We start from the raw sequence: 19,489 nt of genomic DNA, 5'->3' as shown, positions 1-19,489 counted from the left end.
GCTGACGTTATGCGACCGCAGCAATTGGGCTGCGGCAATCTACACAGCAGTTAGCGACAGGGGAAAAAAAATCTTTAGGGGAAATCCCTGATCATTGGCGTGAAAAATGCGCTGAAGCCCGAGTGAGGAAAACCTCATATCACTCATATTCAGAGGCGCGACGGGCATCACCGTAGACTTTGTCTGCGGGATAGCGGGCCTCGTTGATCTCGATCTTGCGCTGGGCGGCCTCGATCAGGTCGATATCGAGCCGTTCTGCGCAGCGGATCAGATAGATGAAGATGTCTGCCATCTCCAGCGCCACGGCATCGTGTTTGTCTGGCGGCAGCTGATAGCTCTGCTCCTCGCTGAGCCACTGGAAATGTTCGACCAGCTCGGCGCACTCGGCGATCAGCGCCATCGAGAGGTTTTTCGGCGAGTGGAACTGCTCCCAGTTGCGTGTCTGGGCAAACATCTTGAGGCGCTGGTTGAGCTGCGCCAGGCTGTCAGTCTGCGGTGTGGGCGAGCTGCTCATCGGTTGATCCGCTCCCGTGCTCTGCCGATCGCCGCTCGTACCTGGCTCGGCGCGGTGCCACCGATGTGGTTGCGGGCGGCCACTGCCCCCTCCAGGGTGAGTACCTTGAAGACATCCTCCTCGATGTCTGCGGAGAAGCCCTGTAGCTCCTCAAGGCTCATCGCTGAGAGGTCGCGCCCCTCGGCCACCCCGAAGGCGACGGCGCGTCCCACTACATCGTGAGCATCACGGAACGCCATCCCCTTGCCCACCAGGTAGTCGGCCAGGTCGGTGGCGGTGGCGAAGCCTTTCATCGCCGCCTCGCGCATGTTTTGCTTGCGGCAGGTGACGCCGGGCATCATTTCGGCGAATACCTTCAACGAGCCCTGCAAGTTATCGACAGTATCGAACAGCGGCTCCTTGTCCTCCTGGTTGTCCTTGTTGTAGGCCAGGGGTTGCCCCTTCATCAGGGTCAGAAGGCCGATCAGGTGGCCAAAGATGCGCCCGCTCTTGCCGCGGATCAGCTCCGGTACGTCCGGGTTCTTCTTCTGCGGCATGATCGAAGAGCCGGTGCAAAAGCTGTCGGAGAGCTCTATGAAGGCGAACTGGGCTGAAGACCAGATGATTAGCTCCTCGGAGAAGCGCGAGAGGTGCATCATCAGGATGCTGGCGTCGGCGCTGAATTCGATGGCGAAGTCCCGGTCCGAGACCGAGTCCAGCGAGTTCTCGCTGGGGCGCTCGAAGCCGAGCAGCTCGGCGGTATAGTGGCGGTCGATGGGGTAGCTAGTGCCGGCCAGGGCCGCCGCCCCCAGGGGCATCACGTTGAGCCGCCGGTTGCAGTCGGCGAAGCGCTCCCGGTCCCGCTCCAGCATTTCGAACCAGGCCATCATGTGGTGGCCGAAGGTGATCGGCTGGGCAGTCTGCAGATGGGTGAAGCCGGGCAAGATAGTATCGGCCTCGTGCTCGGCCAGGTCGAGCAGCGCCTGCTGCAGACGCAGGATGCCGTCGCGGATCACCTCGATCTCATCGCGCAGCCAGAGGCGGATGTCGGTGGCGATCTGGTCGTTGCGGGAGCGGCCGGTGTGCAACTTCTTGCCAGCATCGCCGATGGCGGCGGTGAGCGCCGCCTCGATGTTCATGTGCACATCCTCCTGGGCGATCGACCAGTCGAAGCCGCCGGCCTCGATGCGTTCGCGGATCTGCTCCAGCCCCTGGACGATGGCGTCCCGCTCCGCGCTGGTGATGATGCCTTGGCGGGCCAGCATCCTGGCGTGGGCGATGGAGCCCTCGATATCATGCCGGTAGAGACGCTGGTCGAACTCGACCGAGGCGGTGAAGGCCTCGACAAAGGCGTCGGTGGGGGCGCTGAGGCGGGCGGAGGAGAGTTTCGCGGAGGCGCTGTTGTCGCTCATCTGGGGCTATCCTAATAACGGGCCGGAAGCGCACCATTATACAGGCGAATGTTCCATGCATCAGGTGGAAAGGCGTGACGAATCGAAACGGCAGGGCACAAGCGATAGCGGCTGTTTTCTGCCCAACTTCTGCTCGATCCGGGCGGTATTCGGGGCGGTGGTCACTGCCGAGCTACTGGCGTTGCTACTGGTGCTGGCGTCAGCGACGCCGCTAGCGCGGTTCTGGACCGAGCTGAGCAGCCTCTCGCTGGTGGTGCAGTGGATCGCCCTGAGCAGCGCGCTGCTGCTCTGCCTGCTGCGCCCCCTGCTGTGCCGGTTTGGCAACCGGGTGGCGGGGGTGTCGGCCTGGCTGTTGCTGCTGCTGACAACCCTGCTGGCCTGCGAGGCGGCGCGAATGCTGACCAGCGCCAGCTACCGCCCCTTCGACGGTGCCGACTGGGAGGCGCTACTGCGCTATCTGGGGATCGCCGCTATCGTTGGCCTGCTGCTGTTGCGCTATCTCTATCTGCAGTTTCTCTGGCGCCGGCAGCAGCAGGCGGAGAGCGCGGCGCGGCTGCAGGCGTTGCAGTCGCGGATTCGTCCTCACTTCCTGTTTAACAGCATGAATACGGTGGCCAGCTTGACCCGCACCGACCCGGCCCTGGCTGAACGGGTAGTGGAGGATCTGGCGGATCTGTTCCGCGCCGCCTTCGGCGATGCACAGCGTGACTCGACCCTGGGGCGTGAGCTGGAGCTGGCGCGTCACTATCTGAATGTGGAGCGCCTGCGCCTGGGTGAGCGGCTGCAGCTGGAGTGGGATCTGCAGGATCTGCCTGAAGCGGCGACCCTGCCGGCGCTGACCCTGCAACCGCTGATCGAAAACGCGGTCTACCACGGTATCGAGCCTGCGCCGGAGGGGGGGCGTATCGAGATCGTTGGCCGCTACCGGCGCCGACGCATCAACCTTAGTATCCGCAACAGTCTACCGCCGGAGAGCGCGGAGAAGGTGCGTGAAGGCAACCGTCTGGCGCTGGAGAATATCCGCCAACGGTTGGCGGCGCGCTTCGATACCGAGGCGAGTCTGATTCATTCTAAGGTGGATGGGATGTATCAGGTGCGGTTGGTGATCCCCTACCCTTGGAGCGAGACATGAATATCCTGCTGGTGGACGATGAGCCCCTCGCCCGGGAGCGGTTGACGGCGCTGCTGGTCGAGCTGGGTGGCGACTACCGGGTAGTGGCGATGGCGGCAAATGGCGAACAGGCGCTGCAGCTGTGTGACGAACTGCAGGTGGATCTGCTGCTGCTCGACATCCGCATGCCAGGCATCGATGGCCTGACAGTGGCGGCACGACTGGCTGAGATGGCGACGCCGCCGGCGGTGATCTTCACTACCGCCTATGATGAGCACGCGCTGCAGGCATTTGAGCAGAATGCGGTGGGCTACCTGCTGAAACCGGTGCGCAAACAGCGCCTGCTGCAGGCGCTTGAGCAGGCGCGGCGGCTGACCCGACCGCAGCTGGCGGCGCTGAGCGTGGCACAGGCGTCGAGCGCCCCGCCGCTGCGCTCCAGCTATCGGGGCGGGCTCGAGACCCTGCCGATCGAGGCGGTGATTTACCTCAAGGCCGAGGCCAAATACGTAGTGGCCCGCCATGCGGGTGGCGAGCTACTGCTGGAGGAGTCCCTGAAGAGCCTGGAGGGGCGTTATCCCGAACAGCTGTTGCGCATCCATCGTAACGCCCTGGTCGCCCGGCAGCGGCTGGTGGCGCTGGAGCGAGGGACGAATGGCGGTGCCTGGGTGCGTCTGCAGGGGTGTGATGAGCGGCTGGAGGTGAGCCGCCGCCATTTGCCAGAGATACGGCGCTGGTTGAGTCGGTGAGAGTAGGTTTGGGCTTGTGGGGTGTCAGGAATGCTCGCTCTGCAATCTTGTATAGGCGCCTGACTCGGATATAGGAAGGTTTTTGCGTTGTAATGCCTGTGGTTAACAAAACCCTTGGCGCAAATACTAGAATTTATAGTGCAGGAAGGGAGTTCCGAGGCCGTATTCGTAGGGATGAACGTTCACCTGTCAAATGTGGGGGTGTGCGATGTTTAGACAAACACGCTTGAGTTCGCCGACCCCGTCTTTCAAATGGAGCCTGATCTTCGCGGTGTTGGCAGGGTGCCTGTTCGTAGCACCGGCGTTAGCGGGTACGCTCGTCGTCGAGAGTAGCAGTGACTGGAAGTCCTTTAACGCAGTGGCTGATCCAGGAGTCTGTCCTGGGGTCATAGATTCAGCGGGTCCAGCATGGACCCAAGCTGGCTTCGATGATAGTGGTTGGCGCAACGCCAAGGCACCAACGGAGTTTTACCCCTGGTATGGTAATCCGCCCGGACCTGAGTTGGAGGTCTTTATGTGGGACTGCCCCCAGGGATGCACCTCGTATAGCAATGGTCCGGATGAGGCATTCTTCCGTTATCAGTTTAGCATCGACAGACCGTTGCTTGCGGCAACAGTTAAATTCGATGTGAATGACGAGTTCCAGTTCTATATCAACGGTACGCTGGCCTATATCGACCTTACCGGTGGTGCCAATCAGACTGGCTGGATTGATGTCACTTCCTATCTGAATCAGGGGGAGAATACTCTGGCCATGCGGGCCTGGGATGGTTACATGTGCAGCGTATTCGATCGGGGAGTGGCTGAGGCCGCAATTAAGTTGCAGATTGAGACCGATGACACGATCTATGTCGAGATCGACATCAAGCCGGGTAGTGAGGTCAACAGCATCAATCTGGGTTCATCGGGCGTAGTGCCGGTGGCGATCCTCAGCTCGTCTGAGTTTGATGCTACCACAGTCGTGCCTGAGAGCATCGAGCTGGCTGGTGCCCAGGTGAAAATGGCGGGTAAGAGCGGTAAATACCTCTGTCACCAAGATGATGTCAACGGTGATCAGTTGATCGATCTGGTCTGCCAAGTCTACACCACCCAGTTCATGATCGAGCCGGGTGAGGCAAGCGCGGTACTGGAGGCCAAGACCGAAGATGGCATGATGGTTCGCGGCGAAGATAGCGTGCGAATTGTGCCCGACCACTAGGCATAAGAGGCTGCCGATATCCCCTGTTGTCGAGCAGGGGGTGTCGGCTGTTTGAACGCGAGACTGGCCTGTCCAGAATGGTGCTCAGTGACGGAGTGTTCCCGCACCCGATCCGCCGCTCATCGCGCCAACATACCCTCCTTCAGCCCTTTGTCCGCGGGCTCATTTCCCAACCAAATTTTCAGCCAGGCGATATGAAAATCTGCGCCCTTGATGGTGGCCTTGAGCTGACCGCGAATCCATATCTCGGTGCCACGCCCTGGGATGTAGTCGAGATGGATCTCATCCCCCTCATCGACGCCACTGAAGGCGGCATTAAAGGCATCGATGCGCGGCTGCAGGGTGGTCAGTTCGGTGCTGTCGAGGTTCTTTCTGAACCCCTTGTTCCAGCCATCGACCAGCTTTTCTCTATCCAGGTGATCGTAGAGAAAATGCATGCTGACCCTTTTGGGTCCAGACATCGGGTAGATGGTCTCAGGATCAGTCGATTTTTGGGGCAAATAGAGGGCGCCCACATAGATCTTGAAGAAGAACTTTGTTCGGATGCCGGCGCCATTCAGCAGCAGTGACTTACCAGCAACTGTGGTTGTCTCAGCAAGCGGCACGCCGGTTATTTCACGGGCAAAAAGCGAGGGTGCCAGCAGTAGCGTGGACAAAGCAATAAGAAGCACACGAATCATGTCCTGGCCTTTGTATAAAGGACGCGATCGTCCAATTGGTAGAAGGTGACGGGCCTGAGTCAGGAGGAGTGCGGTAAGATTCGCCGTTGTCGAGATAGCAAACTCATACCCAAGAACTCAGGCTACTGGAATACTAGCACGGTGCTGCATTTTAACCGGTTTTTGAAAAAGGCTTCTCTGGTGCTGCTCTGTTCGCTGCTGCAGGCCTGCCTGCCGTTGCGTCAGTCACAACTCCCGGCCCAACAGACGCCTTCCCCACCCCTGCCATCAGGCGCAACGCGAATTACCGCTCCAGCAGCCAGCTCGATGCTTGCACAGGGCTGTTTTGGTTGTCATGGCCCGCAGGGCGCATCGTCAGGCCCGGCCACCCCAAATATCGCCGGCCTGCCGGCAGATTACTTCATCAAAGTAATGCGGGCCTATCAGCAGGGGGAGCGCATTGCCACCGTCATGGGCCGCATCGCCAGAGGCTATTCGAGCCAAGAGATCGCACGCATGGCCGGCTACTTTGCCGCCCTGCCCCGGCGTTCGACCCGCCTACAGGGGGTGGATTGGGTTGCAGCGCGCTTCGGTCAGCGGCTGCACTCGCGCTACTGTGGAGAGTGTCACGATGCGCAGGACAAGGGCGCGCCACGCCTGCAGGGTCAGCACTCGGCCTATCTGCGCTGGACCCTGCATGACTATGTGCTGGGCGCCAATCGTACCGGCAACGGCATGCAGCGCCAGCTGACCCGGCTGATCCGGGCCGAGGGGAAGGCAGGACTGGAGGCGCTGCTCGCCTACTATTCGGCGGATCTCTCCATACCGGAGGCTTCGCTTAGCCGATAGGCGTGAGAAATTGCCTCCAGCATAGGCAGGCTTTAGCATAGTGGCCCAGCACGGCGCCCCTTCCGTCACTGCCTGCGGGCTGAGATGGGGGCGAAGGCGCCGAGAATATGAATCTTGCAAGGCCCATCTCCTAATGTCCGACAATAGAATCCGCATCGCTACCCGAAAATCCCCTCTCGCCATGTGGCAGGCAGAACATGTCGCCGCCGAATTGAAGCGGGCGCATCCCGGATTGGAGGTGGAGCTGCTGGGTATGAGTACCCAGGGCGACAAGATCCTCGATACACCGCTGGCGAAGATCGGTGGCAAGGGGCTGTTCGTTAAGGAGCTGGAACAGGCCATGCTGGAAGGGCGCGCCGATATCGCGGTGCACTCGATGAAAGATGTGCCGGCTGAGCTGCCGGAGGGGCTGCACCTGCCGGTGATCATGCAGCGGGAGGATCCGCGTGATGCCTTTGTCTCGAACCAATACTCCAGCTTCGAGAGCCTGCCCGAAGGCGCGCGCGTAGGCACCTCCAGCCTGCGCCGCCAGTGCCAGTTGGCCGAGGCGCGCCCCGATCTGCAGATCAAGCCCCTGCGGGGCAACGTCAATACCCGTCTGCGCAAGCTCGATGAGGGCGAATACGATGCGATTATCCTCGCCTCCGCCGGTCTCAAACGGCTCGGCTTTGAACAGCGCATCACCGCCTTCATCGCTCCTGAGCAGAGCCTACCGGCGATCGGCCAGGGTGCGATCGGCATCGAGTGCCGCAGCGACGACGCGCAGGTCAATGCCCTGATTGCGCCGCTGCATCATGTCGACACCGCTGCCTGCGTGCATGCCGAGCGAGCCATGAACAATCGCCTGATGGGTGGTTGTCAGGTGCCGATTGCCGGTTACGCGATGCTGGAGGCCGGCAACCTCTGGCTGCGTGGTCTGGTGGGCGAGATCGACGGTAGCCAGATCCTGCGTGGTGAAGCTGAAGGGACGCCGGATGAGGCGGAGTCCCTTGGTGTCGGTTTGGCCGAGCGCCTGCTGGAGTGGGGCGCTGACGAGATCCTGTCGACACTCTATGCCGACTGAGTCCGACAGCGCTTGTGATTTGCAGGGTGTCGGGGTATTGGTGACACGGGCGGCCCACCAGGCTGAGCCGCTCTGCCGGGCGATCGAAGCGCACGGTGGGCGGGTGGTTCGCTTCCCGGCGCTGGCGGTTGAGCCGGCCGGGGGGACGGCAGAGCTGCGGGCCAGTCTGGCAGTGCTGCAGCAAGGGGCGCTGCTAGTCTTCGTCAGCCCAAACGCCGTCGAGTATGGCTTGAAGTTGCTGCCACGGGATAAGCCAGCAGTTCAGTTGGCAGCGGTGGGTCGGGCCACCGCCAAAGCCCTGGAGCAGGCCGGCTGGCCGGTCGACATCCTGCCGCAGTCGGGCTTTGACAGCGAGGGGCTGCTGGCCAGCGAGGCGCTGCAACAGGTTGCAGGGCGGCAGGTTTTGATCTTCCGTGGTGAGGGGGGCCGCGCCCTGCTGGGCGATACCCTGATCGAACGGGGAGCGCAGCTGAGCTATGTCGAGGTCTACCGGCGGGTCTGTCCGCAACTTGACGTTGGCCCGCTGTTGCAGCGTTGGCCGACAGAGGTGCAGCTGGTCACCGCGACCAGTAATGCAGTGCTGGAGAATCTGCTGCAGATGCTGGGGCCGGCTGCACAGCCGATGCTGCTGGCCACCCCCTTGCTGGTGATCAGTCGGCGCATGCGGGAACGGGCGCAGCAGTTGGGATTCAGACGGATCCTGTTGGCGCAAGGCGCCGACGAACAATCGATTATGGAGCGGCTCTGCAGTTGGATGGCACAGAGCAACCACTGGCAAAGCACAATAGATGATGGATGAAGAGTCGATGACAGAGCAGGATAAGCGCGAACAGTCCGGGTTGGAACAGGAGCCGGAACAAGCGAAGCAGCCGGCGCCTGAAGGGGTCAGCGAAACCGTAGGCGAGGAGCCGCCAGTCCAGTCTGCCGAGAAACAGTCGGCCTCCCGCCTGCCTTTGGTGCTGGCAGTGATCGCCCTGCTGGCGGTGCTGGTCGGATTGTTGATGGGCCAGCGCTACTGGGAAGGGATGCAGCAGTCATTGTTTCAGGTTCAGGCTGAGCTGAAGCAGACGAGTCAGGAACAGAGCCGCATGAGTGAGCTGTTGCAGCAGACCGCCCGGGAGTACCAGTCCCAGCAGGCGCAGATCGAGTCGCAGCAGCAGGCGCTGGCCAGTCAGCGCCAGGCGTTACTGGCCCAAGTAGAGAAGATGGAGCTGGAGCGCCAGTTGCTGCAACAGCGGGGTCAGCAGCTCGACAGCTCGCTGCAGGAGATGCGCAACCGGCTCGGCAGTAACAGCAATCGTTGGCGGGTGGCGGAGGCGGAGTATCTGATGCGCCTGGCCAATCATCGCCTCTCCCTCAGCAGTGACCTGAAGAGCGCAGCGGCAGCGCTGCAGGCGGCGGATACGCGGCTGCGCGATACCCTTGATCCCGGCTGGAACGGGGTGCGGGATATTTTGGCCCAGGAGATCAGCACTCTACAATCGACCCCATTGCTCGATTTGAGTGGGCTGAGCGGCCGTATCAACGGACTGATCGAGCAGGTTGATGGCTTGCGGCTACTGGATGAGGGCGGCGTGGTGTTGCGTCCCAAGGCGAACGTTGAAACCTTACAGCCGCCGATGGAGGATGGGCGCATCGACTGGCGCCAGCTGGCGGAGGATCTGTGGCAGGGCTTCAAATCGCTGATGGTGATTCGCCACCACCAGCGTCCGGTGACGGCGATGTTGCCGCCGGAGCAGCGCTACTTCATCTACCAGAATCTGCGTCTCAAGCTGGAAGGAGCGAAGCTCGCCCTGCTGAGCAACAGCAGCGAGCTCTATCAGGATAGCCTGCAGACCGCCCATCAATGGGTGGCGCGCCATTTCGATAGTCATGTGGCGGAGACCGGTCTGTTTCTAAAGCAGCTCGACCTGTTGGCACAGCAGCCGGTGCAGCTCAAGCATCCCGATATCTCCGCCTCGCTGCGGGCGTTGCAGGGGCGGCGTGCGCTGCTGCGTGATCAGCAGGAGGCCAAGTGAAAAATCTGTTTACTGCCTTTATCGTCGCGCTGTCCGCGATCATCCTGACCCTGTGGGTTAAGGAGGACAACGGTTATGTGCTGATCGGCTACGGCGAATGGACCGTGGAGGGAAGTCTGGCGCTCTTCACGCTGGCCAATCTGCTGCTGTTCTTGCTTCTCTATCTGTTGCTGCGCAGCCTGGCCAAAATTTGGTCGATCCCGCGCGGTCTCTCGGCCTGGCGCGGACGGCGGCGCAATCGGCGTGCGCAGAAGGCGCTGACTCAGGGGCTGGTGGAGCTTTCTGAAGGCCACTGGAAGGTGGCGGAGAAGCAGTTGGTGCGTTATGCCCATCAATCCGAAACGCCGTTGCTCAACTATCTGGCGGCGGCCCGGGCGGCACAGTTACAGGGTGAGGATGGGCGACGCGATCACTACCTGCAGCAGGCCCACCAGAGCATGCCGATGGCGGATGTGGCGGTGGGGCTGACCCAGGCGGAGCTGCAGCTGGCGCACCAGCAGTATGAGCAGGCGCTGGCGACCCTGACCCATCTGCGCAGTCTGGCACCCAAGCATGTCTATGTGTTGCGGCTGTTGCGCCGTCTCTATGAAAGTCAGGAAGAGTGGCAGCAGCTCGAGGCGCTGCTGCCGGAGCTGCGCAAGCGCAAGGTGGCGGATGCAGGGGATCTCGATGCCCTCGAGCTGCGGTTGGTCGAGCAGCGACTACAGCGGGTTGCGCAGAAGTCCGGCGAGGAGGGGCTGCGCCACGCTTGGGGCGAGCTCTCAGCTTCATTGCGCCGGCGTGCCGAGCTGATCGGTGCCTATAGCCGGTTGATGTTGGCGGAAGGGCGCGGTGAGCTGGTGGAGTCGCTGCTGGCGGATGCCCTGCGCAGTCAGTGGAGCGAATCGCTGCTGCGGCTGTTTGGCGCGATCGAACGGGGGGATCCGGCGCAGCGTCTGGAACTCGCTGAGAGCTGGCTGCGCGATCGGCGGGAGGATCCGCTGCTGCTGTTTATTCTGGCCCGGCTCTGCCTGCAGAACAAACTCTGGGGTAAGGCGCGCAGCTACTTCGAGGCGAGCATTGCGATTGAACCAAACGCTGATGCCTACCGGGAACTGGGGGCGTTGCTGGAGCAGATGGACGAGCCCGCGGCGGCGCTCGACTGCTACCGGGAGGGTTTGCGTTGCGCTACCGAGAGCCGCCAGCCGTCAGCACCGGCGGCGTTGCCGCCGCCAGCGAAGCCGGCAGTGATGGGGTCAGCGCACCTGATCGGGGTGGAGGGCTGAAGCCTAGCTGTCTGGCCGAACGTCCAAAGCAGCCCGGCTCGCATGGCTCACTTGCCGGAGGCGGCACCGTACTCGAATGAGTCGGAGTAGAGGTGATCGGGGCTCAGGCCTTTGTCGAGAAAGGCCTGTTTAGCGGCATTGATCATTGGCGGCGGACCGCTCATGTAGAGTTCATAGTCGCTCAGATCGGGGTGATCCGCCGTCACGGCTTCGTGCACCCAGCCGGTCTGACCCTGCCAGCCCTCGTCCGGTTCCGAGAGCACCGGCACATAGCTGAAGTTGTCGTGATCTGTAGCCCACTGCTTGGGCAGCTCGGGCAGGTAGAGATCGGCCTTGCTGCGTACACCCCAATAGAGCACCATCTTGCGCTTGACGCCGATCTCAAAGGCGTGTTCGATGATCCCCTTGAGCGGCGCGAAGCCGGTGCCGCCTCCGGCGAAAATAATCGGGCGCTCCGACTCCTCGCGCAGGAAGTAGCTGCCGAGGGGTGCCTCCAGGCGCAGGATCGTCTTCTCCTGCATATCATTGAACAGGAAGTCGGTGAACTTGCCGCCTGCTATATGGCGGATATGCAGCTCGATGAACTTGTCGTCGTGGGGCGCGTTGGCAATGGAGAAGGCGCGTTTGCTGCCATCCTCGAGGATGAAGTTGAGGTACTGACCGGCCAGAAACTGCAGCCGTTCGCCCTCGGGGAGTTTGATATAGAGGCGGATTACGTCGTCATTGAGATGCTCGATCCGGTCGACCTTGCAGGGGAACTCTTTGATTTCGATATCGCTGGCCTGTGTGGCTTCTTTCACCTCGATGCGCAGATCGCTGTTGGGGGTTGCCTTGCAGGTCAGGCAGCTGCCGGCCGGTTTGCCGTCCAGTGCTGGTGGCTCACCATCCGGGTAGCTCACGCTGCCTTCAGAGAGGCTGCCCTGGCACTCACCGCAGAAACCGTTGCGGCAGCCGTAGGGAAGATTGATGCCTTGACGAACCGCAGCCTCGAGGATGGTCTCGTTTTTTTCGACGTTAAATTCGTGCCCGCTGGGCTCGACATGGACTTTAAAACTCATGGGAATCCTTGATATCTAGAGCGAACTGCTAATGGGGCGAAATTCTCGCCTATTTAAGTCAGGAATTAAACCTAGGAGAGTTTCAGGTAATGGCGGAGATCACCATCGTGGGTTGTGGCGATATCGGTGCGCGGCTGGCGCAGCGGTTGATCGGGGCGGGTGAGGCGGTGCGCGGCTGGGTGTGTAGTCCGGACGGTATCGAGCGGCTGCAGCGGTTGCGCATCCCCGCCGCGTTGGTCGATCTAGATCGGCCCGATGCCCAAGGATCTGACCTGGAGGGTGCGCAGCTCTTTTACTTTGCGCCGCCACCTAAACAGGGAGTGGAGGATGGCCGGGTGGCGCACCTGATCGAGCTGTTCGCCCAGCTCGGCCAGCCGCGACGGGTGGTCTATCTCAGCACCACTGGTGTCTACGGCGACTGCCAGGGTGAGTGGGTCGATGAAACGCGGCCGCCGGCGCCACGGGTCGACAGGGCGCGCCGCCGGCTGGATGCGGAGCAGCGCTGGCGGGCCTGGAGCGAGGCAACGGGTGGCGAACTGGTGATTCTGCGAGTGGCGGGGATCTATGGGCCTGGCAAGCTACCGCAGGCGCGACTGCAAAACGCCGTGCCGATGGTGTGCCAGGCAGAGTCACCGCTCACCAACCATATCCACAGCCTCGATCTGGTGGAGATCTGTGTTGCGGCGATGCAGCGTGGACACAATGGCGAGGTCTACAACGTCAGTGACGGCCAGCCTGGCAGCATGACCGACTACTTCATCCAGGTGGCCGACTTCCTCGGCCTGCCGCGGCCACCGTTGATCTCCCTGGAGGAGGCGAAGCAGCAGCTCTCGCCGGGTATGCTCTCCTATCTGGCGGAGTCGCGCCGGCTCGATAACCGCAAGATGTTGGAGGAGTTGGCGGTGCAGCTACGTTACCCGAATCTGGATCTGGGGCTACCGGCGGCGCAGGAGGCTCCTTAAGAGTTAAGTCCCTCGTCGACCCAGTCGAGCAGGCTGTTCCAGGGCGGAAGATCTTTATAGACCGATGAGCGCGGCAGTTCGAACACCCCGAGGCCGGTCTCGGCGGCGCGGATGTAGCTCTGGCTCTCGCGCAGGTGGCCAATTACCGGGAAGTTGAGGTCGCCGAGGAAGCGTTTCAGATCTTTGTAGGCGCGGGTCTTGCGGTTGACCCGGTTGGCGACGAAGCCGATGCGGGTCTGATGGCGTAAGACCCGACCGCTGCGCAGTAGCTCGTCGAGGTGACGGCGGCAGGCCCGGATATCGATGGGGGAGGGCAATACCGGGATGATCAGGCTGTCGACCCGGCGCAGCATCTGATTGATCTGCTTGCCGTGCACTCCGGCGGGTGCGTCCATCACCAGAAGGTCGGTGCCGCGAGCCGGTTTGGGGGCGGCCTTGGTGGCGTCGATGGCCTCGATCTCCGGGATGCCAGTGTAGTCTTGACGCGCCTCCAGCCAGTCGAGACTGGAACGCTGCGGGTCGAAGTCGGCCAGTGCCACCTTCAGCCCTTCGTCGGCGTACCAGCTGGCCAGGTTGGTGGCCAGGGTGCTTTTGCCGCAGCCCCCCTTGGCGTTCATCAGCATGATCTTGTGCATGGTTTCCCCCTGCCGTTTCGCATCATCCCAAGCCTAGCGGAGCTTGAGCCCTGCCGAAAGGGGCCTCGCTCAATCTATTCCCAACTCATCCCAGATCGCATCGACCCGCTGTTTCACCGCCTCCTCCATCTGGATCGGCGTACCCCACTCGCGGGTGGTCTCGCCGGGCCATTTGTTGGTGGCGTCGAAGCCAATCTTCGAGCCCAGGCCGGAGACCGGCGAGGCGAAGTCGAGATAATCGATCGGCGTGTTCTCGATCAGCGTGGTGTCGCGGGCCGGGTCCATGCGGGTGGTCATGGCCCAAATCACGTCGTTCCAGTCGCGGGTGTTGATGTCGTCATCCACCACGATGACAAACTTGGTGTACATGAACTGGCGCAGGAAAGACCAGACGCCGAGCATCACCCGCTTGGCGTGCCCAGGGTACTGCTTCTTCATGCTTACCACGGCCATGCGGTAGGAGCAGCCCTCTGGTGGCAGGTAGAAGTCGGTGATTTCGGGGAACTGCTTCTGCAGGATCGGCACAAAGACCTCGTTCAGCGCCACGCCGAGGATTGCCGGTTCGTCCGGCGGCCTGCCAGTGTAGGTGCTGTGGTAGATCGGTTCTTCTCGATGGGTGATGCGATCGATGGTGAAGACCGGGAAGCTCTCCACCTCGTTGTAGTAGCCGGTGTGGTCACCGAAGGGGCCCTCCGGGGCCATGTCGTCGGGGTGGATATGACCCTCCAGCACAAACTCCGCCGACGCCGGCACCTGCAGGTTGTTGCCGATAGACTTCACCACCTCGGTGCGTGAGCCGCGCAGCAGCCCGGCGAAGGCGTATTCGGAGAGGGTGTCGGGCACCGGCGTGACCGCGGCGAGAATGGTGGCCGGATCGGCGCCCAGCGCCACCGTTACCGGGAAGGGTTCGCCGGGATGGGCCTCTTGCCACTCCCGATAATCGAGTGCACCGCCGCGATGGGCCAGCCAGCGCATGATCACCCGGTTGCGGCCGATTACCTGCATGCGGTAGATGCCCAGGTTCTGGCGCGACTTGTTGGGCCCCCTGGTGATCACCAGTCCCCAGGTGATTAGCGGGCCGGCGTCACCGGGCCAGCAGGTCTGCACCGGCAGCTCGCCCAAGTCCACCTCGTCAGCCTCGGTGCTGATCGCCTGACAGGGGGCGTTGCGCAACTCCTTGGGGGCCATGTCCAAAACCTTTTTAAACACCGGCAGCTTCTGCCAGGCGTCCTTCATCCCCTTCGGCGGATCGGGCTCCTTGAGAAAGGCGAGCAGCTTTCCGACCTCGCGCAGTGCGCTGACATCTTCCTCACCCATGCCTAACGCAACCCGCTCGGGGGTGCCGAACAGATTACCGAGCAGTGGGTAGCGGGAGCCCTTGACCCGCTCGAACAGCAGTGCTGGCCCGCCGGTCCGAAGGGTGCGGTCGCAGATCTCGGTGACCTCCAGGTTCGGGTCGACCTCACTGTGGATGCGTTTGAGCTGGCCGCGTTGTTCGAGTTGCCGGATAAAATCGCGCAGATCCTGGTATTGCATGGCGGTGCTACAGAGTTGGTTGAGACCGGGAGACCCTACCCAGCCAGGCAAAATGGGTCAACTTTGCCACCCAAGCCCATTTTATGGCGACGTCAATTTGGCAAAGTAGGGCTTATGGGGCATAAGAAAAACTTGAAAAATCTGTTTTGGAAGCTAGTGTTAGCAAAATCTAATATATCGGGAGAATAATTCCATGTACGCCAAATTCATGGTCTGGCTGTTGCCAGCACTACTGATAATTAGCGGGGTTTCTGGTGTGTCAGCGGCCGAACTGCCGAGCGAGCCGGCGATCTACCGGGAGATCCCCCGTGAGTTCCGTCTCGATGGGACGGTCGAGGCGATCAATCGGACCACCGTCTCCGCCCAGACCCAGGGGGTGGTAGAGCAGATCCTGGTCGATGTGGATGACTTTGTAGAGAAGGGCATGCTGATCGTGCTGCTCAACGACACCCAGCATCAGGCTAAGCTGAAACAGGCCCAGGCCGAGCTGAAGGAGGCGGTGGCGCGGCTGCAGGAGGCGCAGGATGAGTTCAAGCGGGTCAAGGGGCTGCACGAGAAGAAGCTGGTTTCCCAGTCGCAGATGGACAAGGCCACGGCGGCCCTGAAGTCGGTCAAGGCGCGTCGCGAGGCGGCCAGCGCGGGTCTCGATCAGGCCCGTGAGCAGCTCGAATACACTCGGGTAAAGGCCCCCTACAGTGGCATTGTCACGCACCGTCATGTGGAGGTGGGTGAGATTGCCCAAGCGGGTCAGCAGCTGATGCGAGGCATCTCGCTGGATGAACTACGGGTCACTGTGGATGTGCCGCAGAGCCTGATCCCCACCATCCGTAAGTTTGGCAAGGCGTGGGTGGAGCAGCCGGAGGGTGGCTTCGTGGCGGCGACCAGGCTGACGATCTTCCCCTTCGCTCATCATGGCAGCAATACCTTCAAGGTTCGGGTCGACCTGCCGGAGGGGGTTAAGGGGCTGTTCCCTGGCATGTTCGTCAAGACCTCGTTCCTTACCGGCAGCAAGCGTGAACTCGTGGTGCCGGCAATGGCAGTGGTCTACCGTTCTGAGGTGACCGCGCTCTATGTGATCGATGCTGATGGTCGTATCGGTTTTCGCCATGTGCGGGTTGGTCACTACACCGAGGATGGCATGCAGGCGGTGCTGGCGGGGCTCTCCGAGGGCGAGCGGGTGGCGCTCGACCCGGTGGCCGCCGGTGCGCTTCTGAAGCAGCAGCGTGCGGAGGCCGCTAATGACTAAGCTGGGCATCTCCGGGCGCATCGCGGAGCGCTTTCTGGTCACTGAGATCACCCCGCTGCTGGCGCTGGTGGGGCTGTTGCTGGGGGGGTTTGCGGTGCTGGTGACACCGCGCGAGGAGGAGCCGCAGATCAACGTCACTTTCGCCAACGTCTTCATCCCCTTTCCCGGAGCTACCGCCAAAGAGGTGGAGAGCCTGGTGGCGACGCCGGCCGAGCAGGTGCTCTCCGAGATCGATGGCATCAAGCACGTCTACTCTACCTCGCGTCCCGGCATGGCGGTGCTGACGGTGCAGTTTCTGGTGGGCGAGGATCGAGAGGACGCCATTGTGCGCCTCTTCTCCAAGGTCTACTCCAACCAGGACTGGTTGCCGCAGAACCTGGGTGTGGGTCAGCCGATTATCAAACCCAAGGGTATAGACGATGTGCCGATTATCACCGCCACCCTCTGGTCGGAAAACCCAGAGGTGGGCGCCTATGAGCTGGGCCAGGTGGCACATGCTCTCGAGTCAGAACTGAAACGGGTGCCCGGTACCCGCGACATCTATACCATCGGCGAGCCCGACCGGGTGGTGCATGTGCTGCTTGATCCGCAGGCCCTGTCGGGTCACAACATCGACCTGAGCGATCTGCGCCGGACGCTGCAGGCGGCCAACCAGATCCACGACTCGATCACTATCACTGCTGACAACCGGGAGCTGCTGGTGCAGGCCGGTACCTTTCTCACCTCGGCGGAGGAGATCGGCCAGTTAGTGGTGGGAGTACAGGAGGACAAGGCAATCTACCTGCGCGATGTGGCGAGCATCAAACATCAACCCGACCTGCCGGCACAATATGTCTGGATGGGTGGTGGTGCCCAGGGTGCGCAGAAGGGGCTGCAGCCGGGGATGAGCTATCCTGCCGTGACCATTGCGGTGGCGAAGAAGGCGGGCACCAATGCGGTGGAGATTGCCGAGTCGGTGATCGAGCGGTTTGCGCAGCTCGAGGGCACCTTCATCCCCGATGGAGTCGAGGCGACCATCACCCGCAACTATGGTGAGACCGCCGAGGCCAAGGCCAACAAGCTGATCACCAAGCTGGCGTTTGCCACCCTCTCGGTGATCGTCCTGGTGTTTCTCGCCATCGGCTGGCGTGAGGCCTTTATCGTTGGTGGTGCGGTGGTGGTGACCCTGGCGATCACCCTGTTCGCCTCCTGGGCTTGGGGGTTCACCCTCAACCGGGTCTCGCTGTTCGCGCTGATCTTCTCCATCGGTATTCTGGTGGATGACGCCATCGTGGTGGTGGAGAACATTCACCGGCACCTGCAGATGGGCTCCAAGCAGCTGCTGGAGGCGATTCCGGCGGCGGTGGATGAGGTGGGTGGCCCGACCATCCTGGCTACCTTCACAGTGATCGCAGCACTGCTGCCGATGGCCTTCGTCACCGGCCTGATGGGCCCCTACATGAGCCCGATCCCGATCAACGCCAGCACCGGCATGTTGATCTCGCTGGTGGTGGCGTTTGTCTTTACCCCCTGGCTCACCAATAAGGCGCTAGCCAATCAGGCAGAGCAGATTGCTGCCCATGCCCATGATGAAAAAGAGGAGACCGGCCTGAGCCGTTTCTTCGGCCGCGTGATGCGGCCCTTGCTGCTCGGTTCCCGCGGCAACCGCAACCGCTGGTTGCTGCTGAGCGGCATCATGCTGCTGATCGTGCTGTCGATCTCGCTGGTGGTGAACAAGGCGGTGGTACTGAAGATGCTGCCCTTCGATAACAAGTCAGAGTTCCAGGTGGTGCTCGATATGCCGGAGGGGACCAGTCTGGAGCAGACCACGCGGGTACTTAGCGAGATGGGTGACTATCTCGCAACAGTGGATGAGGTGAGCGACTATCAGGTCTATGCTGGCAGCGCCGCTCCGATTGGCTTCAATGGCCTGGTGCGTCAGTACTACCTGCGTGAGGGGGCCTACCTGGGCGATATCCAGGTCAATCTGGTGGACAAACATCAGCGCGATCGCAAGAGCCATGAGATCGCCCGGGCGGTGCGCGAGCCGCTGCGACAGATCGCGTTGACCCATAACGGCAACGTCAAGGTGGTGGAAGTGCCGCCGGGACCGCCGGTGATGTCGCCGCTGGTGGCGGAGGTCTACGGTCTCGACTATCGTGGTCAGACCGAGGCGGCTTGGGAGATCCGCCAGGTGTTTGAGAACACGCCGGATATCGTCGATGTGGATGACAGCGTCGAACACCCCGCGGCGAAGTTTGTGGTGCAGGTTGATAGGGCTAAGGCGGCACGCCTTGGAGTGCCGCAAAGCAGCATCGTCGAGGCATTGGCGACGGTGCTGGCTGGTGAGGATGTCAGCTTTCTGCACGGTGAGAACCTGAAGTATGCGGTGCCGATCCGCCTTGAGTATTCAGATGCCGACAAGGCCGATCTGGAGCAGGTGTTGTCGCTGCGGCTGCGCTCCCAGAGCGGCAGTCTGGTGCCGCTGTCGGAGATTGTTGAAGTGATCCCGCGGGTGCGTGAGTACTCGATTTACCATAAGGATATGATGCCGGTGGTCTATGTTACCGGTGACATGGCGGGTGAGACCGACAGCCCGCTCTACGGTCTATTTGGGATCTCTGGCCAGCTCGATGGGGAAGGCGGTATCGACCAGTGGTTTCTGAGTCAGCCGGAGAATCCTTACGAGTACAGCCTGAAGTGGGATGGTGAGTGGCAGATCACCTACGAGACCTTCCGCGACATGGGCATTGCCTACTCGGTGGGGCTGCTGATGATCTATCTGCTGGTGGTGGCCCAATTCCGCAGCTACCTGGTGCCGCTGGTGATCATGGCGCCGATCCCGCTGACGGTGATCGGCATCCTGCCGGGTCATGCACTGATGAATGCGCAGTTCACCGCCACCTCGATGATCGGCATGATCGCGCTGGCGGGCATCATTGTGCGTAACTCGATCCTGCTGGTGGATTTCATCAATCAGCAGGTGCGGGAAGGGATGGTACTGGAGGCGGCGGTGGTGCGCTCGGCGGCGGTGCGCGCCAAGCCGATCGCACTCACCGCGCTGGCAGCAATGGCCGGTGGCCTCTTCATCCTTGACGACCCGATCTTTTCGGGGCTGGCGGTATCGCTGATCTTCGGCCTCTTCGTCTCCACCCTGTTGACCCTGGTGGTAATCCCGGTGGTCTACTATGCGGCGATGCGTAACCGGGTCGAGATGCTGCGTGCCGAGGCCTGAGTGGGGCTGTTAAGGCGATAGTTC

General features: G+C 61.8%; 17 protein-coding genes. 11 read left to right on the top strand and 6 right to left on the bottom strand.

The window, feature by feature from the left end:
* Window positions 1–139 precede the first annotated feature (139 nt).
* On the bottom strand, window positions 140–514 hold the full coding sequence (locus tag L0Y14_RS15915) for a nucleotide pyrophosphohydrolase (RefSeq protein WP_005958477.1): 375 nt from the start codon (window positions 512–514) through the stop codon (window positions 140–142).
* Window positions 511–1,905 carry an argininosuccinate lyase gene (gene argH / locus L0Y14_RS15910; RefSeq protein ID WP_005958476.1) on the bottom strand — a complete coding sequence of 465 codons (1,395 nt, stop codon included), beginning with the start codon at window positions 1,903–1,905 and terminating at the stop codon, window positions 511–513. The genes L0Y14_RS15915 and argH overlap by 4 nt, the downstream gene beginning before the upstream one ends.
* A 55-nt stretch (window positions 1,906–1,960) precedes the next feature.
* Here argH and L0Y14_RS15905 point away from each other — a divergent pair, with 55 nt between their 5' ends.
* The 3 genes from L0Y14_RS15905 (at window position 1,961) to L0Y14_RS15895 (ending at window position 4,960) form a co-directional block, all read left to right on the top strand.
* On the top strand, window positions 1,961–3,037 hold the full coding sequence (locus tag L0Y14_RS15905) for a sensor histidine kinase (RefSeq protein WP_006475449.1): 1,077 nt from the start codon (window positions 1,961–1,963) through the stop codon (window positions 3,035–3,037).
* Complete coding sequence (locus L0Y14_RS15900; protein WP_039959364.1) at window positions 3,034–3,762, top strand: LytR/AlgR family response regulator transcription factor; 729 nt, start codon at window positions 3,034–3,036, stop codon at window positions 3,760–3,762. The genes L0Y14_RS15905 and L0Y14_RS15900 overlap by 4 nt, the downstream gene beginning before the upstream one ends.
* Before the next feature lie 208 nt (window positions 3,763–3,970).
* A complete protein-coding gene (locus L0Y14_RS15895; protein ID WP_138921819.1) occupies window positions 3,971–4,960 on the top strand; it encodes a hypothetical protein in 990 nt (329 codons plus the stop codon).
* Window positions 4,961–5,079: 119 nt separating this feature from the next.
* Here L0Y14_RS15895 and L0Y14_RS15890 read toward each other — a convergent pair whose 3' ends face one another.
* Window positions 5,080–5,631: a chalcone isomerase family protein gene (locus L0Y14_RS15890; protein ID WP_240991636.1), complete on the bottom strand. Its 552-nt coding sequence runs from the start codon at window positions 5,629–5,631 to the stop codon at window positions 5,080–5,082.
* 315 nt (window positions 5,632–5,946) lie between these two features.
* Between L0Y14_RS15890 and L0Y14_RS15885 the strand changes: the two genes are divergently transcribed.
* The 5 genes from L0Y14_RS15885 (at window position 5,947) to L0Y14_RS15865 (ending at window position 10,814) form a co-directional block, all read left to right on the top strand.
* Complete coding sequence (locus tag L0Y14_RS15885; protein WP_006474599.1) at window positions 5,947–6,468, top strand: c-type cytochrome; 522 nt, start codon at window positions 5,947–5,949, stop codon at window positions 6,466–6,468.
* Between the two features lie 133 nt (window positions 6,469–6,601).
* On the top strand, window positions 6,602–7,531 hold the full coding sequence (hemC, locus tag L0Y14_RS15880) for a hydroxymethylbilane synthase (protein ID WP_039959362.1): 930 nt from the start codon (window positions 6,602–6,604) through the stop codon (window positions 7,529–7,531).
* Window positions 7,521–8,330 carry a uroporphyrinogen-III synthase gene (locus L0Y14_RS15875; protein ID WP_050799369.1) on the top strand — a complete coding sequence of 270 codons (810 nt, stop codon included), beginning with the start codon at window positions 7,521–7,523 and terminating at the stop codon, window positions 8,328–8,330. The genes hemC and L0Y14_RS15875 overlap by 11 nt, the downstream gene beginning before the upstream one ends.
* Complete coding sequence (locus tag L0Y14_RS15870) at window positions 8,320–9,549, top strand: uroporphyrinogen-III C-methyltransferase (protein ID WP_006474602.1); 1,230 nt, start codon at window positions 8,320–8,322, stop codon at window positions 9,547–9,549. Before L0Y14_RS15875 ends, L0Y14_RS15870 begins: the two co-directional genes overlap by 11 nt.
* On the top strand, window positions 9,546–10,814 hold the full coding sequence (locus L0Y14_RS15865) for a heme biosynthesis protein HemY (RefSeq protein ID WP_006474603.1): 1,269 nt from the start codon (window positions 9,546–9,548) through the stop codon (window positions 10,812–10,814). The genes L0Y14_RS15870 and L0Y14_RS15865 overlap by 4 nt, the downstream gene beginning before the upstream one ends.
* A gap of 47 nt (window positions 10,815–10,861) precedes the next feature.
* Here the strand turns inward: L0Y14_RS15865 and L0Y14_RS15860 are convergent, their stop codons facing one another.
* A complete protein-coding gene (locus tag L0Y14_RS15860; protein WP_006474604.1) occupies window positions 10,862–11,872 on the bottom strand; it encodes a CDP-6-deoxy-delta-3,4-glucoseen reductase in 1,011 nt (336 codons plus the stop codon).
* A gap of 89 nt (window positions 11,873–11,961) precedes the next feature.
* Here L0Y14_RS15860 and L0Y14_RS15855 point away from each other — a divergent pair, with 89 nt between their 5' ends.
* On the top strand, window positions 11,962–12,834 hold the full coding sequence (locus tag L0Y14_RS15855; protein ID WP_251859230.1) for an SDR family oxidoreductase: 873 nt from the start codon (window positions 11,962–11,964) through the stop codon (window positions 12,832–12,834).
* Here L0Y14_RS15855 and L0Y14_RS15850 read toward each other — a convergent pair.
* Together L0Y14_RS15850 and ubiD are read right to left on the bottom strand one after the other, a co-directional pair.
* Window positions 12,831–13,469 (bottom strand): nucleotide-binding protein, encoded by a 639-nt coding sequence (locus tag L0Y14_RS15850; protein ID WP_006474607.1) that lies wholly within the window; start codon window positions 13,467–13,469, stop codon window positions 12,831–12,833. The two genes, L0Y14_RS15855 and L0Y14_RS15850, sit on opposite strands and share 4 nt — an antisense overlap.
* A gap of 69 nt (window positions 13,470–13,538) precedes the next feature.
* Window positions 13,539–15,005, bottom strand: coding sequence for a 4-hydroxy-3-polyprenylbenzoate decarboxylase (ubiD, locus tag L0Y14_RS15845; RefSeq protein WP_005958461.1), 1,467 nt, complete (start codon window positions 15,003–15,005; stop codon window positions 13,539–13,541).
* 193 nt (window positions 15,006–15,198) lie between these two features.
* Here ubiD and L0Y14_RS15840 point away from each other — a divergent pair, with 193 nt between their 5' ends.
* Both L0Y14_RS15840 and L0Y14_RS15835 read left to right on the top strand, forming a co-directional pair.
* The gene (locus L0Y14_RS15840; RefSeq protein WP_006474608.1) at window positions 15,199–16,251 is read left to right on the top strand and encodes an efflux RND transporter periplasmic adaptor subunit; all 1,053 of its coding nucleotides are present in this window, start codon (window positions 15,199–15,201) and stop codon (window positions 16,249–16,251) included.
* Complete coding sequence (locus L0Y14_RS15835) at window positions 16,244–19,465, top strand: efflux RND transporter permease subunit (protein ID WP_006474609.1); 3,222 nt, start codon at window positions 16,244–16,246, stop codon at window positions 19,463–19,465. Before L0Y14_RS15840 ends, L0Y14_RS15835 begins: the two co-directional genes overlap by 8 nt.
* Window positions 19,466–19,489 lie beyond the last annotated feature (24 nt).

Origin of the sequence: Candidatus Endoriftia persephonae, from assembly GCF_023733635.1 — a bacterium.
Taxonomy (GTDB): domain Bacteria; phylum Pseudomonadota; class Gammaproteobacteria; order Chromatiales; family Chromatiaceae; genus Endoriftia; species Endoriftia persephonae.
This window is presented reverse-complemented; position numbering and strand designations above follow the sequence as displayed.